Annotated in this window: 11 protein-coding genes; 6 read left to right on the top strand and 5 right to left on the bottom strand. The window is 67.6% G+C overall.

What is annotated here, in order from left to right:
* The first annotated feature begins 55 nt into the window (after positions 1–55).
* A complete protein-coding gene (locus tag ACE5C1_RS03190) occupies positions 56–1,435 on the top strand; it encodes an L-serine ammonia-lyase (RefSeq protein WP_374942618.1) in 1,380 nt (459 codons plus the stop codon).
* Positions 1,436–1,441: 6 nt separating this feature from the next.
* Here the strand turns inward: ACE5C1_RS03190 and ACE5C1_RS03185 are convergent, their stop codons facing one another.
* Entirely contained in the window at positions 1,442–2,161 is a 720-nt protein-coding gene (locus ACE5C1_RS03185; RefSeq protein ID WP_374942617.1) for a ZIP family metal transporter, read from the bottom strand.
* 90 nt (positions 2,162–2,251) lie between these two features.
* Here ACE5C1_RS03185 and ACE5C1_RS03180 point away from each other — a divergent pair, with 90 nt between their 5' ends.
* On the top strand, positions 2,252–3,178 hold the full coding sequence (locus ACE5C1_RS03180) for a cell wall hydrolase (protein ID WP_374942616.1): 927 nt from the start codon (positions 2,252–2,254) through the stop codon (positions 3,176–3,178).
* Positions 3,179–3,219: 41 nt separating this feature from the next.
* On the opposite strand, the gene ACE5C1_RS03175 is transcribed toward ACE5C1_RS03180, so the two are convergent.
* The 3 genes from ACE5C1_RS03175 to ACE5C1_RS03165 form a co-directional block, all read right to left on the bottom strand.
* Complete coding sequence (locus ACE5C1_RS03175; protein ID WP_374942615.1) at positions 3,220–5,346, bottom strand: TonB-dependent receptor; 2,127 nt, start codon at positions 5,344–5,346, stop codon at positions 3,220–3,222.
* An 83-nt stretch (positions 5,347–5,429) separates the two neighbouring features.
* Positions 5,430–5,903, bottom strand: coding sequence for a Fur family transcriptional regulator (locus ACE5C1_RS03170; RefSeq protein WP_374942614.1), 474 nt, complete (start codon positions 5,901–5,903; stop codon positions 5,430–5,432).
* 71 nt (positions 5,904–5,974) lie between these two features.
* Positions 5,975–6,862 (bottom strand): alpha/beta fold hydrolase, encoded by an 888-nt coding sequence (locus tag ACE5C1_RS03165; RefSeq protein WP_374942613.1) that lies wholly within the window; start codon positions 6,860–6,862, stop codon positions 5,975–5,977.
* A 165-nt stretch (positions 6,863–7,027) separates the two neighbouring features.
* On the opposite strand from ACE5C1_RS03165, the gene ACE5C1_RS03160 reads away from it, so the two are divergent.
* The gene (locus ACE5C1_RS03160) at positions 7,028–9,463 is read left to right on the top strand and encodes a TonB-dependent receptor (RefSeq protein WP_374942612.1); all 2,436 of its coding nucleotides are present in this window, start codon (positions 7,028–7,030) and stop codon (positions 9,461–9,463) included.
* 46 nt (positions 9,464–9,509) lie between these two features.
* Complete coding sequence (locus ACE5C1_RS03155; protein ID WP_374942611.1) at positions 9,510–10,664, top strand: CaiB/BaiF CoA transferase family protein; 1,155 nt, start codon at positions 9,510–9,512, stop codon at positions 10,662–10,664.
* Between the two features lie 409 nt (positions 10,665–11,073).
* On the opposite strand, the gene ACE5C1_RS03150 is transcribed toward ACE5C1_RS03155, so the two are convergent.
* On the bottom strand, positions 11,074–12,507 hold the full coding sequence (locus ACE5C1_RS03150; RefSeq protein WP_374942610.1) for an NAD-dependent succinate-semialdehyde dehydrogenase: 1,434 nt from the start codon (positions 12,505–12,507) through the stop codon (positions 11,074–11,076).
* A gap of 148 nt (positions 12,508–12,655) precedes the next feature.
* On the opposite strand from ACE5C1_RS03150, the gene thrS reads away from it, so the two are divergent.
* The gene (thrS, locus tag ACE5C1_RS03145) at positions 12,656–14,647 is read left to right on the top strand and encodes a threonine--tRNA ligase (protein WP_374942609.1); all 1,992 of its coding nucleotides are present in this window, start codon (positions 12,656–12,658) and stop codon (positions 14,645–14,647) included.
* A gap of 94 nt (positions 14,648–14,741) precedes the next feature.
* Positions 14,742–15,272: a translation initiation factor IF-3 gene (infC, locus tag ACE5C1_RS03140; RefSeq protein WP_374942608.1), complete on the top strand. Its 531-nt coding sequence runs from the start codon at positions 14,742–14,744 to the stop codon at positions 15,270–15,272.
* Positions 15,273–15,372: the final 100 nt, after the last annotated feature.

Below are 15,372 nucleotides of genomic sequence, written 5' to 3'. Positions count from 1 at the left end.
CCATATAGTCACGCGCCGCTGTACCGCATCTGTATCAGGCGATACGATCGCACCCATGGCGACACGGGCAAGCGAAGGTACAGGCGAGCAGGTCAGCGTCGTCGACCTGTTCACGATCGGTATCGGCCCGTCGAGCTCGCACACCGTCGGCCCGATGCGCGCCGCCCACCGCTTCGCGACCATGCTCGTGGAGGACGGCATCCGCCCCGGGCGGATCACCTGCGACCTCTACGGCTCGCTGTCGTTGACGGGCAGGGGGCACGCGACCGATCGCGCGATTGTCCTCGGCCTGGCCGGCAACACCCCCGAAGGCGTCGATCCCGACCGGGTCGACGCGATCCTGTCCGCTATCCGCGCAGCCGGTGCCCTGCCGCTTGGCGGCGGCGACGCGGTCCGTTTCGACGAGGCGGTCGATCTGGTCTTTCACAAGAGCTTTCTGCCCGGCCATCCCAATGCGCTCGCTTTCGCCGCGATCCTCGCCGACGGCAGCCGCATCGTCCGCCGCTTCTATTCGGTCGGCGGCGGCGCGATCCGCATGGAGGGCGAACAGCGGGCGCGCGCCAATATCGTGCTCGCGCACCCTTATGCCTCGGGCGACGAGCTCCTCGCCGTCGCGCGCGACACCGGGCTGTCGATCGCCGGCATCGTCCGCGCCAACGAGGCGGCATGGCGCGCCGAAGCGGAGACCGACGCCTTCCTCGACCGTGTCCGCGCCGCGATGGTCGCGAGCATCGACCGCGGGTGTCACAACACCGGCGAACTCCCCGGCGGCCTCCATGTCCAGCGCCGCGCCCGCGCCATCCGCGAGAAGCTGGTCGATCGCGGCCCGCGCTCCGATCCGGGGCTCGTCTTCGAATGGGTCAGTCTCTGGGCGCTGGCGGTGAACGAGGAAAATGCCGCCGGCGGCCGGGTCGTCACCGCGCCGACCAACGGTGCGGCGGGAGTCATCCCCGCGGTGCTGCGCTATTACGAAACCTTCGTCCACGGTGCGACGGGCCAGGGCGCGCGCGACTTCCTCTACGCCGCCTCCGCGATCGGCTTTCTCTACAAGCGCAATGCGTCGATCTCCGCCGCCGAAATGGGGTGCCAGGGTGAGGTCGGGGTCGCCTGCTCGATGGCCGCCGCCGGCCTCGCCGCCGCGCTCGGCGCGACCGCGACCCAGATCGAGAACGCCGCCGAAATCGGCATGGAGCACAATCTCGGCCTGACCTGCGACCCGATCGGCGGGCTCGTCCAGATCCCCTGCATCGAACGCAACACGATGGGCGCGATCAAAGCGATCAACGCCGCCTATCTCGCGCTCCACGGCGACGGCCGCCACATCGTCAGCCTCGATCAGGTGATCGAGACGATGCGCCAGACCGGCGAGGACATGAAGTCGCAATATAAGGAAACCAGCCTTGGCGGGCTTGCGGTCAACGTCGTCGAATGCTGACCCGGTCTATCTGGCGTAAGTCGTGACGAGCGCCATCAGCGCGATTCCACCGACGCTCGCCAGCGTCACCCTGAGCCGCGAATCCGCCGCATGGCTGCGCGGCAGCAACTCGCACGCGCCGACGAACAGGAACACCCCCGCGAACACCGCTAGCAGGGGCGCCAGCAGGGCCGAGGGCACCTGCACGACCATTCCCAGCACGACGCCCGCAAGCGGCGCGAAGCCGTTGACGACCAGCCACCGCGTCGCGGTCGCGCGTCTGGCGGTCAGCAGCGATAGCGTGACGGTGTTGATCCCGTCCGCGATGTCGTGAGTCAGCACCGCCAGCGCCACTGCCCAGCCGATCTCCGGCGACACCTGGAATGCCAGCCCGATGCCCATGCCGTCGAGGAAGCTGTGCAGCGTCAGGCTGGCGGGCCCCAGATGCATCCGCCACGCAGCACCCCCGCGCCCAGCGCTGCCCAGCGCGCGGTAGAGGATCAGATATCCCGCAAATCCAACCGCGACATAGCCGAGCATCGCACGCGCGGATTGCGCCTCGCCACCCAGCGTGAGCGCTTCGGGAATGAGGTCGAAGAACGCGACACCCAGCACGACGCCTGCGGCCAGCCCGAGCACCAGCGTCATCCGCTCGCCGAAACGCAGCGCCAGCCACCCGCCGAGCAACATCGCGGCGCTCGCGGCGATGCCGAAGCCGAGCGGCAGGAGGAAGTCGGGCGCCATCATCGGTTCCGTAGACGGCGGGATACAAGATATCGCAACCCGAAAAGCACCGGTTAACCGAAGCACAACGCCTTGAGCCTATCCCGGCCGGCGATGGAACGGCTCCCGACCCGCAGGTTTCTGGCCGCCGCCACCGCGCTGCCCGCGTTGCTGCTCGCGAGCTCGTGCGTCGCACCCCAACGGACCTACCGGATCACGCAGGACGTGCCCGAACCCGGCGCCCGTGCGCTCCTGCGCCGCCTTGCGCTCGACGTGCCCTTGGGCACGCCGATCTCGCCCGATTCGGCACCCGCAGTCCCGCTCGGTGCCGCGCCGCCCTTTGTCGGGCCGCAAGCCGCCGACGATGCCACGCGCGCCCGCGACTGCCTGACCGCAGCGATCTATTACGAAGCGCGCTCGCAAGGTGCCGATGGCGAGCGCGCGGTGGCGCAAGTCGTCCTCAACCGCGTCCGCGACCGCGCCTTCCCGCACAGCGTCTGCGGCGTGGTGTACCAGGGATCGGAGCGACGGACCGGCTGCCAGTTCAGCTTCGCCTGCGACGGATCGATGAACGCGCGCCGCGATGAGAACGCCTGGGACCGCGCCCGATCGGTCGCCGCCGCCGCGCTGGCGGGCGACGTCTATGCGCCGGTCGGCTCGGCAACGCATTACCATGCCGATTACGTACTGCCGTGGTGGGCCTCCAGCCTGGCGCGGGTGACCCAGGTCGGCGCGCACATCTTCTACCGCTGGCGCGGCGCAATGGAAAACGCGCTCGCCTTTCGCCAGCGATATGCGGGTGTCGAGCCGGGAATAGGGGCGAGCGTCGCATCGGCGGAGCCGAGCGGGGTGACGGTGCACTACGGCAACCGCCCCGCCGACGACGGCACGGAGAGCGCAGTCACCATCCACCGGGGCGAAGACGCTCCGCAGCCGACGATGTCGCGCGCCAGCTTCGTCTCCGGCGTCCGCGTCCACCGGAATGTCATGCACGACTCGACCGACGGCGGCGAAGACGCGACCCTGTCAGACGAAACCTGAGCGCCTTTGTCACCCCGGAACAGGTCCGGGGTGACGAGCCCCTACAGTCCGAACCGGATCGTCGCCCGCAAATCCCGTCCCGCCAGCGGCGCGAAGTCCTTCAGGAAGCTCGCGTGCCGCCGCACATTGACGTCGAAGATGTTGTTGGCGCTGAGCAGCAAGGAGGTCTTGCTGTCCCGGCCGAACGGCGACAGGCTGACGCTCGCGTTGACGATCGTGTAGTCGGATGTCGGCGTCTCGAACGCGGCGATGCGGTTCTGGTTGAACAGGTGCTCGACCTCCGCTCGTGCGGTGAACCGGTCTCCCTGCGCCTCGACCCCGCCGAGGACGCGTGCCGGCGGGATGCGCGGGATGGGGCCCAGGTCGACGATGTTCGCATGGACGTAGTCGCCCAGCACGTCCGCGTTGATCCGGGTCGAGCCGACCTCGAACAGATGCGCGGTCAGGTCGGCCTCGAAACCGTAATAGCGCGCGTCGGCCTGCTGATACTGGAAGCAGGGCAGGTCGACCTCGCGCGGCGCGGCAGCGGTCTCGCAGATCGACTGGTCGACCTGGTTCTCGGAAATATAGTTCTTGAACCAATTATAATAAGCCGATGCGTCGAAATCGAACCGCTCGGTATGCGCGTGCAGCGTCGCCTCCAGCCCCCAGCTCTTTTCCAGCCTGAAGTCGGCGCTGCCGAGTTCATAAGCCTGCGTGCCCGCATGCCCGCCGTTGGCGAACAGCTCCTCGGCCGACGGCGCACGCTCGGTGCGCGATCCGTTCAGGCCGATGCGGATGGCGTCGCTGATGCCATACGACCCGCCCAGCGATCCCGAAACCGAGTGGAACGTGCGCCGCCCGGTGAAGAACCGGTTCTGCTCGTCGGGCTTGGCGGTCAGGTCGCTCCATTCGTAGCGGACTCCGCCCGCCGCCTTGAACGCGCCGCCGTCATATTGTTGCAAGGTGAAGAGACCGGTCTGGTTGGTCTCGTTGCGCGGCAAAAAGGCCTCGTCGCCGACGACGTTGAACAACCGGTTGAAATACTGGACGCCCGACGCGCCCTGCCAGCCGCCGCGATTGGCCTGGACCAGTTCCAATCGGCCTTCGGTGCCGTTGTTGTAGAAGGCGGTGCCGATTTCGCCAGACGGCTCCAGCTCGAAATGGCGATAGGTCGCGTGACCGGCGCGGACCCGGATCCTGTCCAGGAACCCGCCGCCGGTCTCAACCTCGCCGCGCAGGTCGACGCGGTTCTGGACCACGTCGAGACGCGGGGCCTCCTGCTCCTGCCCGACCTGCGTCGCATAGCGGATCGGCACGCCGTAGAAGCTGTCGTAGTGGCTGTACGACACGCCCAACTGGCCGGTGTCGGTGATGATCGACGCGCCCGCGCCCGCGGTCCACGTCTTGCTGAACGAATTGGGCAGCCTGTTCTTGATACCGGCCGATGCGGCGAAGTCGATCGGTTCATCCGTGTCCTGCGGCAGGCCGACCTGGCTCAACACCGCAGCCCGCGCCGATCGCGACAGCGCATAGCCGCCGATTTCCAGATTGTCCGACTTCAGGTACGAACCGTCCGCATGGAGCACCAGATGCTGCCCGACGGCGAGGTCGCCCGCGCCCAGCACCGATCGCTCGTTGGCGGCCGATCCGTAATTGGCGATGCCGTTCGCGCGGTAGCCGTTCTCGGGCAGCGTGCGCGGGATGCGGGTGTCGATCACGTTGACGACCCCGCCGACCGCCGACGACCCGTATAGCAACGCGGCGGGCCCGCGCAGCACCTCGACGCGCTCGGCGAGCAGCGGATTGATGATCACCGCATGGTCCACGCTGGTGTTCGACACGTCGATCGATCCGATGCCGTCGGTCAGCACCCGGATGCGCTCGCCCTGGAATCCGCGCAGGATCGGCCGCGACGCGCTTGGCCCGAACGACGTCGCCGACACGCCGGGCAGCCGCGCCAGCGTCTCGCCGATCGTCGGCCGCAGGTCGCGGGTCAGTTCTTCGCCCTTCAGCACCGACGTGCCCTGCAGCACGTCGGTCTCGCTCTGCTGGATGACCCCGGTGACGATCACTTCCGCGCCGGTGGCGGAAGGTCCGGCGGCGGGGCTGGTGGCAGGCGCGGTCTGCGCACCCGCAGCGGTGACGGCGAACACCGCGAAGAAACTGGTTCCGACAAGATATTTCATGTGACGCTCCGCTGATCCCGGATGCGCCGCCTACGATCGTTGATATAACGTATCAAGGCAAATAACGCGCTGCGCCGCACGCATCAGCGAGGTGTGGCTTCCGAGCAACTGGCGCACGTTCCCCGTACCTCGATCACCGGCCGGTCGGGCTTGAACCCGGTCGCCGCCGCCACCCCGCGAATCGCCTTGGACACGGGATCGTCGTCGACATGCACCGTGCCGCCGCACGCATCGCAGACCAGGAAAATGCAGTCGTGGACGCAATCGGGGTGCGCGTTGGCGATATAGGCGTTGGCGCTCTCGACTCGGTGCGCGAGGTTCTTGTCGACGAAGATGTCGAGGATCCGGTACACGCTGTTCGCCGCCACCCGCTTGCCGCGCGCCTGCGACACCGCCTCGGCGATGTCATAGGCCGACGCCGGATTGGCGAACCCGGCCAGCGCCTGGAATACCGTGCGCCGCATGTCGGTCCACTGCTCCCCCGCGCCCTCCAGCGCCACTCGCGCCGCATCGAGGAGCGCGTCGCCGCGGGGTTCGTGATGGGCGTGTGCGGTCATGGCCGGGAAATAGGCGCGTCGGGGGAGGGGGGCAAGCGCGTCCCGAGGATGCGTGGAAAGCGCCCGTGTAGCTACGCTTGCCGCATATGCCCCGCGATAGTCGTCACCATCTCCGCCACCTTCGACGGCGGCAGATCGTGCGCCATCTCGGGCACGATAACCAGTTTCGCCCCCGGCACCACCGCCGCGATATCCTCGCTGTTGGCCAACGGCACCAGCGGGTCGGCGGCGCCGTGGATCACCAGCGTCGGCGCGCGAATGGTTTTCAGCCGCTCCACCCGGCTGCCGTCCGCCAGGATCGCCAGCAGCTGCCGCCTCACGCCCATCGGATTGTACCCCCGATCGAACGCCGCCGCCGCCATCTCGCGAAACGCATCGGCCCCACGCGCCGGATCGGGAAAGGAGATCAGCGACAGGATATCGACCCCGGCCGCGATCGCCTGCTCGCGCGTCGGCTTGGCCGGCCTTCGCATCAGCAGCCGCTTGCGCAATTGCGGTGTCGGCCCCGGCAGCCCGCGCCGCCCGCTCGACGACATCACCGACGTCAGCGTCAGCACCCGATCGGGCCACCCCGCGGCCACGAGCTGCGCGATCATGCCCCCCATCGACGCGCCCACGACATGCGTGTTCGCAATGCCCAGTGCATCCATCAGCCCCACCGCGTCCGCGGCCATGTCGCTCAGCGAATAGGCCAGCGGAAACTTCAAGCCCAACCGCGCCATCATCACCGCCACGAGCGGGTTGATCGCGGGCGCGCCGTCCATCGTCGTCGACAGGCCGATGTCGCGATTGTCGTAGCGGATCACCCGGTACCCCGCCTCTGCCAGCCCGTCGCAGAACGCCTCGGGCCAGGCGATCATCTGCGTGCCGAGCCCCATGACGAGCAGCACCGCCGGCGCATTCGTGTCGCCGCGTTCGTCGTAGAACAGCTCGACGCCGTTCGCCTTCACCTTGGGCATGCCCGCTCCCCCCTGTCGCGCGCCTCATACCAGCGCATCTACGGCGCACCCTGACGCATCGCGAAGAACTGCGAAAGGCCCGCTTGCAGCCACACAAGCTGTGCTCGCATTGAATGTCTACCTGTTCGATGGGCTTTATGGTGGCACACCAAGGGGACTCGCAACATGCTGACGCTCGCCATCCTGCTCGCCGGCCAGACCGCCACCCCCGCGCCAGCCGCTCCGGTCGGCGCGCAGGTCGACGTCCAGGGCGAGCCCGAGGCCAGGACCGGCCGCCTCGGCACCGCGCAGCAGGGCGGCGGCGACATCGTCGTCACCGCACGCCGCCGCGCCGAGACCGTCCAGAGCGTCCCCATTGCGATATCGGTGATCGGCGGCGCCGCGATCGCGGAGACCGGCGCGTACAACGTCGCGCGCATCACCCAGCTTCAGCCGACCTTGCAATTCTACTCCACCAACCCGCGCAACTCGGCCGCCAATATCCGCGGGCTCGGCGCGCCGTTCGGGCTGACCAACGACGGCATCGAACAGGGCGTCGGCATCTACGTCGACCAGGTCTATTACAGCCGCATCGCGTCCGCGACCTTCGACTTCACCGACACCGAACGGATCGAGATCCTCCGCGGGCCGCAAGGCACGCTCTACGGCAAGAACACCACCGCCGGCGCGATCAACATCACCACGCGCCCGCCCAGCTTCACGCCGGAAGCACGCGTCGAGCTGACCGCGGGCAATTACGGCTTCTTTCAGGGCAAGGCCTCGGTTTCCGGCCCGCTCGTCCCCGACAAGGTCGCGGTCCGCCTGTCGACCTCGACCACCACGCGTCGCGGCACGATCTACAACGTTCGCACCGGCGAGCATCTGAACAGCCAGGACAACCTCGGCTTCCGCAGCCAGTTCCTCTGGCACGCCACCCCCAGCCTCGATCTGACGCTCTACGGCGACTACAACCGCCAGAAACCCGATTGCTGCGTCCAATATTACGTCCGCACCGGCGCGACCCAGCGCCCGCTCAACCGCCAATACGCCGCGCTGGCCGCCGCGCAGGGCTATGCGGTCCCCTCGACCGACGCGTTCGACCGCGTGACCGACGTCGACACGCCGTTGCGCGCCAAGCAGGAGCTGGGCGGCCTGTCGCTGGTTGGCACGCTCGACCTGGGTTCCGCCGAGCTGACCTCGGTCACCGCGTGGCGCTTCTGGCATTGGGACCCATCGAACGACCGCGACTTCATCGGGCTGCCGATTACCACCGTCTCGGCCAACCCGTCGCAGCAGAGCCAGTTCAGCCAGGAACTGCGCATCGGCTCGACCGGCGAGCACCGGCTCGACTACACGCTGGGTGCGTTCTACTTCTACCAGACGATCGACACGCAAGGTTTGCAGGTGCAGGGCCCCGCCGCCAGCGCCTTCCTGCTCAATCCCACGAGCGCGGGCGGGCGCGATCCCGCGACGCTGAACGGCCTAACCGCGCGCAACACGATCGGCTTTACCAACACCAGCGCGGCGCTGTTTGGCAAGCTGACCTGGCATGTCACCGACAAGCTCCAGATCGCGCCGGGCCTGCGCCTCAACTACGATGAGAAGAAGGGCGAATATCTCTCGGTCGTGACCACCGGCGCGCGCGAGCTGGTGACCGCCGATCCCCGCTTCAACGACCAGCGCGGCGTCCTCGCAGCCCAGAGCTACCAGCCGCGCTTCGACAATTGGAACCTGTCGGGCGACATCACCGCCGCCTATACCGTGACCCCCGACGTCCACGCCTATGCCACCTATGCGCGCAGCTATAAGTCGGGAGGCATCAACCTGTCGGGCCTGCCGCTCGACGCGGGCGACAACCCGATCCTCGCCGCCGCGACGGTCAAGCCCGAGAAGGTAAACCATTACGAACTGGGGCTGAAGACCCAGTTCCTCGACCGCCGCGCTACGCTCAACCTCGCGGCGTTCCGCACCGAGATCAGCGACTATCAGGCGACCGTCACCAACGGCCAATTGGGCGTGCTCCGCGGCTATCTGGCCAATGCCGGCAAGGTGCGCACCCAAGGCGTCGAGTTCGATTCCGCCTTTCGTCCCAATGAGCGACTGAACGTCTACGTCAACGGCGCCTACACCGATGCCAAATACGTCAGGTTCGTCGACGCACCGTGCCCGCCCGAGCTCTCCGGCGGCACCACCGCCACCGCCGCCAACCCCGCGACCCCTGCGGGTACCGGCACCGTCAGCCCGGCGTCGTGCGACATCTCGGGCCAGCGGCTGCCCGGCGTGTCGAAATGGGCCTTCTCCTACGGCGCCGAGTACGATCTGCCCGCACGCATCGGCGGGCTCGATGGCCAATTCTACGTCGGCTACGACGGCAGCTACCGTTCGACCTTCTCGTCCAACCCGTCGCCATCGGCGTACACCCAGATCAAGGGCTATGCGCTCAGCAACGTCCGCGCCGGGTTCAAGGCGCGCGACAGCTGGAACGTCTTCGGCTGGCTGAGGAATGCGTTCGATCACGATTACTACGAGGTGCTGGCGCTGCAATCGGGCAGCACCGGCTTGGTCGTCGGCCAACCCGGCGACCCGCGGACCTATGGGGTGACGGTAAGCCGGTCCTTCTGATCTTCTTGTCCTCCCCGTTCCGGGGAGGTACTGGTAGAGAGGGTGCATGACCGCTCCCCTAACCTTGCGCGTTCTCGAACTCGCCCGCATCCTCGCCGGCCCCTGGGCAGGCCAGCTCCTCGCCGACTTGGGCGCCGACGTCATCAAGGTCGAGCGTCCCGGCGAGGGCGACGACACCCGCCACTGGGGCCCGCCGTTCCTCACCGGCAGCGACGGCACGAACCTCGGCGCCGCCTATTTCCACAGCTGCAACCGCGGCAAACGCTCGGTCGCGATCGACATCGCCACCCCCGAGGGTCAAGCGCAGGTTCGCGCCCTCGCACGCGAAGCCGACGTGGTGATCGAGAACTACAAGGTCGGCGGCCTCGCCAGATACGGCCTCGACGCCGCCAGCCTGCGCGCCGAAAACCCCCGCTTGGTCTATTGCTCGATCACCGGCTTCGGCCAGACCGGCCCCTATGCGCAGCGCGCGGGCTACGACTTCATCATCCAGGGCATGGGCGGCGCGATGTCGATCACCGGCGAGCCCGACGGCCCGCCGCAGAAGAGCGGGGTCGCCTATGCCGACGTCTTCACCGGCGTTTACGCCACCGTCGCGATCCTCGCGGCGATCGAGCGGCGACATACGACGGGGGAGGGCGCGACGATCGACATGGCGCTGCTCGACACCCAGGTCGGCGTGCTCGGCAACCAGGCGCTCAACTGGATGGCCAGCGGCAAGGTTCCGCAGCGGATGGGCAACGGCCACGCCAACCTCGCGCCGTACCAGAGCTTCCCGTGCCTTGACGGCGACCTGATCGTCGCAGTCGGCAACGACCGCCAGTTCGCACGGCTCTGCGCGGTGCTCGGCGAACCCGAGCTCGCCGAGGACGCGCGCTTCGCCACCAACCCCGCCCGTGTCGCCAACCGCGTCGACCTGATCCCGAAGGTCACCGCGCTGACGCTGCGCCGCCGATGCGCCGAATTGCAATCCGCGCTTGAAGCCGCGGGCGTCCCCGTCGGCCCGGTCAACCGCATCGACCAGGTCTTCGCCGATCCGCAGGTGGTCGCCCGCGGCATGCGCCTCGCGGTCGAGGATGCGCACGGCGACACGCTGCCGGGCCTCGCGGCACCGATCGTTATGGATGGGGTCAGGGCGGGGATAGGGGTCGCTGCGCCGAGACTGGGCGAGGACGAACCGGCGGAGTGGCGTCCGCGATAGGCTCTAACGCTTGTCGCCCAACCCCGTCGCCCCGGACCCTTCGGCTTCGCTCAGGAGAGCCTTGTTCCGGGGTCAGGGGTTGCACTTGGCGTTGTCCTCGATTGTCAGAGATCATTGCCCGAACCACGCTGGACCCCGGAACAAGGCTCTGCCGAGCTTGTCGAGGCATCCGGGGTGACGGTTGGGGCAAGAGGAAACTCTCCACCTTGCAATGTTGGAAAACCTGCGTCAGCCTCGCCGATCGCTCTTTCTCACCGTCATGCCATCCACGCGCGTGTGCCGATCAACCCTATATGCGCGACCTTTGCGACCTTTCGACCAGCGTGCGCATCGCGATTCACGTTACCTTCGTTACCTTCGGAACCGTAAACAGTGATCTTGGGTTCACCTTAGCCTCACCTTCCGCGCCTCACATCATGTGAACCGTCTTGGTCACCATATGCGCCTGCACCCCCTCGGGCCCATCCTCCGACCCGAAGCCTGAGTCCTTCATCCCCCCGAACGGCGAATCGACCCAGCTGAGGCGCACATTGTTGATCGCGATCATCCCCGCCTCGATAGCGTCGCCGAGCAGATTTTGCCGCCGCCCGTTCTCGGTGAAGCAATAGGCGGCCAGCCCGAACGGCAACCGATTCGCCTCCGCGATCGCTTCGTCGACCGTCCCGAACGGGTGCAGCAACGCGATCGGCCCGAACGGCTCGTCGTTCATCGCCCGCGCCGACAGCGGCACGTCGGCCAGCACCGTGGGGGTAAAGAAGAACCCGCTTCCTTCGCCCACGTCACCCCCTGCCAGCACCCGCGCGCCCTGGTCGCGCGCATCGGCGACCATCGCCGCGATTGCCTCCGGCCGCCGGGCGTTCGCCATCGGGCCCATCTGCGTGTCCTTGAGCATCCCGTCGCCGACCCGCAACCGCTTCGTCCGCTCGGCAAAACCGGCCGCGAACGCCTCGTAGATGCCCTCCTGCACATGGAACCGCGTCGGCGCGATGCACACCTGCCCCGCATTCCTGAACTTGTGCGCGACCAAAGTGTCGAGCGTCTTGTCCAGATCGCAATCGTCGAACACCAGCACCGGCCCGTGCCCGCCCAGTTCCATCGTCGTCTTCATCATCGTGTCGGCTGCGAGCTTGGCCAGATGCTTGCCCACCGGCACCGATCCAGTGAAGCTCAGCTTGCGCGTCACCGGCGACGCCAACAGCTTGCGCGAGACCCGGTCGGGCACCCCGAACACCATCTGCGCGACGTCACCCGGCAGCCCGGCGTCCTGGAAGCAGCGCATCACCTCGACCGCCGACCCCGCGGTCTCCTCGCTGGGCTTGATGATGATCGAGCACCCCGCCGCCAGCGCGGGCGCCAGCTTCCTGACCACGTTCATGATCGGGAAGTTCCACGCGCAGAACGCCGCCACCGGCCCGACCGGCTGCTGCAATACCAGGCTGCGCGTCCCCGCCGGGCGTTGCAGCACCCGGCCATAGATGCGCTGCGCCTCGCCCGCATGGAAATCGAGCAAGGCGGCCGCGAACGCGACCTCGCCCTTCGCCTCGGCCAGGATCTTGCCCTGCTCCAGCGTCGCGACCCGCGCCAGGTGGTCGGCGCGCTCGCGTAGCAGCGCCGCGGTCTTCACCAGCACCGCCGCGCGCGCCTCGGGTGCGGTCGCGCGCCACGCCTTGAATCCACGATCGGCCGCTTCGAGCGCCCGGTCGAGATCGGCCTCGCTCGCCAGCGGCAGCGCGGCATGGCCCTCGCCGGTCGCGGGGTTGAGCACGTCCTGCGTTTCGCGCCCCTCCGCACCCAGCCACTCGCCCGCGATGTAGAGCCCCAGTCTCGCCTGATAATCGGTCATATCGTCCTCCGTGCGTACCCCGTACCGTCAAACCCGGCGATCGCGTAGCATCTCTGTCGGTCCGGGCGGGGAGGACATGCGCGACGGCTTGCCTATATGACGCTCTGCGGCATAAGCCGCGCCGTCCACTCGCGAACGAAAGCCTCCGATGTCCGCCATGTTCCGCATCACGCTGCCCGACGGCTCCGTCCGCGAGGTAGCCCCGGGGACCACGCCGGCGGACGTGGCCGCCGCGATCGGCCCCGGTCTGGCCAAGGCCGCGATCGCCGCGCGCATCGACGGCGAGGTCCGCGACCTCTCGCGCCCGTTCGACGGCGACACCAACCTCGCGCTCGTCACGATGAAGGACGAATGCGACGCGCTGGAGCTCGCCCGCCACGACTTCGCGCATGTGCTCGCCGAAGCGGTCCAGCACCTGTTCCCCGGCACCCAGATCACCTTCGGCCCCGCGACTGAAGACGGCTTCTACTACGACTTCGCGCCCAAAGAGCGCCCGTTTACCGACGAGGACCTGCCCGCGATCGAAGCCGAAATGCGCCGCATCATCGCGCGCAACGAGCCCTTCGTGCGCGAGGTCTGGAGCCGCGAGCAGCTGATCGACACGTGGCAGCGCCAAGGCGAGACCTTCAAGGCCGAGTGGGCGGCCGAACTCCCCGATGGCGAGGAACTGACGATCTACCGCCAGGGTGCGTGGCTCGACATGTGCCGCGGCCCGCACATGCCCACCACCGGTCGGCTCGATCCGGTCGCGTTCAAGCTGACGCGCGTGTCTGGCGCTTATTGGCGCGGCGACCAGAACAACGCGATGCTTAGCCGCATCTACGGTACCGGCTGGCTCAACAAGAAGCAGCTGGACCAGCACCTCTTCCGCTTGGAGGAAGCCGCCAAGCGCGACCACCGCAAGATCGGCCAGGAAATGGACCTGTTCCACCTTCAGAGCGAAGCGCAGGGCTCGGTCTTCTGGCATCCCAAGGGCTTCATCCTGTGGCGGCAGCTTGAGGCGTACATGCGCCGCCGCCTCGACGCGGCTGGCTATGCCGAGGTCAAGACCCCGCAGTTGATGGACGCGCGCCAGTGGGAGCAGTCCGGCCACTGGGGCAAGTACCGCGAGAACATGTTCGTGGTCCCCGACGAGGTGCCCAACGTCGAGGATGAGGGCGCGGTGCTGTCGGGCGAAGGCGACCTGATGGCGCTCAAGCCGATGAACTGCCCGGCGCACGTGCTGATCTTCCGCCAGGGGATCAAGTCGTACCGCGACCTGCCGATCCGCATGGCCGAATTCGGCTGCTGCCACCGCAACGAGCCCCACGGCGCGCTCCACGGCATCATGCGCGTCCGCCAGTTCACCCAGGACGACGCCCACATCTTCGTCCGCGAGGACCAGCTGATCGACGAGGTCCGCGCCTTCTGCGACCTGCTCGACTCGGTCTACAAGGACTTGGGCTTCGACAGCTACGCGATCAAGCTGGCGCTGCGCCCCGACAAGCGGTTCGGCAGCGAAGAAATGTGGGACTGGTCCGAACAGTCGCTCCGCGACGCGGTCAAGGCGACAGGACGCGATACCGCCGAATACGGCTGGGAGGAACTGCCGGGGGAGGGCGCCTTCTATGCGCCCAAGCTCGAATTCCACCTGACCGATGCGATCGGGCGGACGTGGCAGGTCGGTACGATCCAGACCGACACCGTGCTCCCCGAACGCCTCGACGCGTCATACGTCGGCGCAGACGGCGAGCGCCATCGTCCGATCATGCTCCACCGCGCCATTCTGGGGACGTTCGAACGCTTCATCGGCATCCTGATCGAGCATCACGCGGGCCGCTTCCCGCTCTGGCTCAGCCCCGTGCAGGCGGTCGTGGCGACGATCGTCTCCGACGCCGATGATTACGCGAGCCAGGTCGCCGCGGAGCTGGCGAACGCGGGCATCCGCGTCGAAACCGACCTCCGCAATGAGAAGATCAACTACAAGGTCCGCGAACACAGCCTCGCCAAGGTTCCCGTCCTGCTGGTCGTCGGCAAGCGCGAGGCAGACGAGGGCAGCGTCGCGGTCCGACGGCTCGGCAGCCAGGGGCAGGAGGTGCTGTCGCTGGCCGAGGCGATCGAGCGGCTGAAGGCCGAGGCGACCCCGCCGGACCTCCTCTGACGAAGGTTGCGGCTCGAACCTTTCGCTCGACCGCAAAAAACTCTATATAGCGTCTCGAACCACCACAGGAGCAGAACCCATACGTCCTCCCACCATGCGCCGGCCGATGCAGGCGCCGCCGATGAACGGCCCGCGATTCAACGAGTTCATCCAGAGCCAGAAGGTCCGCGTGATCGATCACGAGGGCGAGAATCTGGGCGTGATGTACACCCGCGAGGCAATGGCGCAGGCGCAGGAGCTGGGTCTCGACCTGGTCGAAGTGTCGCCCAACGCCGATCCGCCGGTCGCCAAGTTCCTGGACGTGGGCAAGTTCAAGTACGAGGCGCAGAAAAAGGCGAACCTCGCGCGCAAGTCGCAGAAGACGCAGGAGATCAAGGAGATCAAGATGCGTCCGAACATCGACGACCACGACTACGACACCAAGATGAAGAAGGTGAACGACTTCATTGGCGAGGGCGACAAGGTGAAGATCACCCTGCGCTTCCGCGGTCGCGAATTGTCGCACGGCCAGCTCGGCATGATCCTGCTGCAACGCGTCCAGGCCGATGTCGCCGAGACCGCGAAGGTCGAGGCCTATCCGCGCATGGAAGGCCGCCAGATGCTGATGGTGCTGTCGCCAAAGTGAAGCTCGCCGCAGTGAAATAGCGTTGCTATCTCATGCCTAGGCGGCGAGCCCGGCCAGCGGGTTTAAGCCCCGACTGCCGGCGCGGATTCTACCCGCGCCG

The organism is Sphingomonas sp., assembly GCF_964263785.1.
Taxonomy (GTDB): Bacteria; Pseudomonadota; Alphaproteobacteria; order Sphingomonadales; family Sphingomonadaceae; genus Sphingomonas.
Note: the sequence above shows the minus strand (reverse complement) of the source record. Positions and strands in the feature narration are given on the sequence as shown.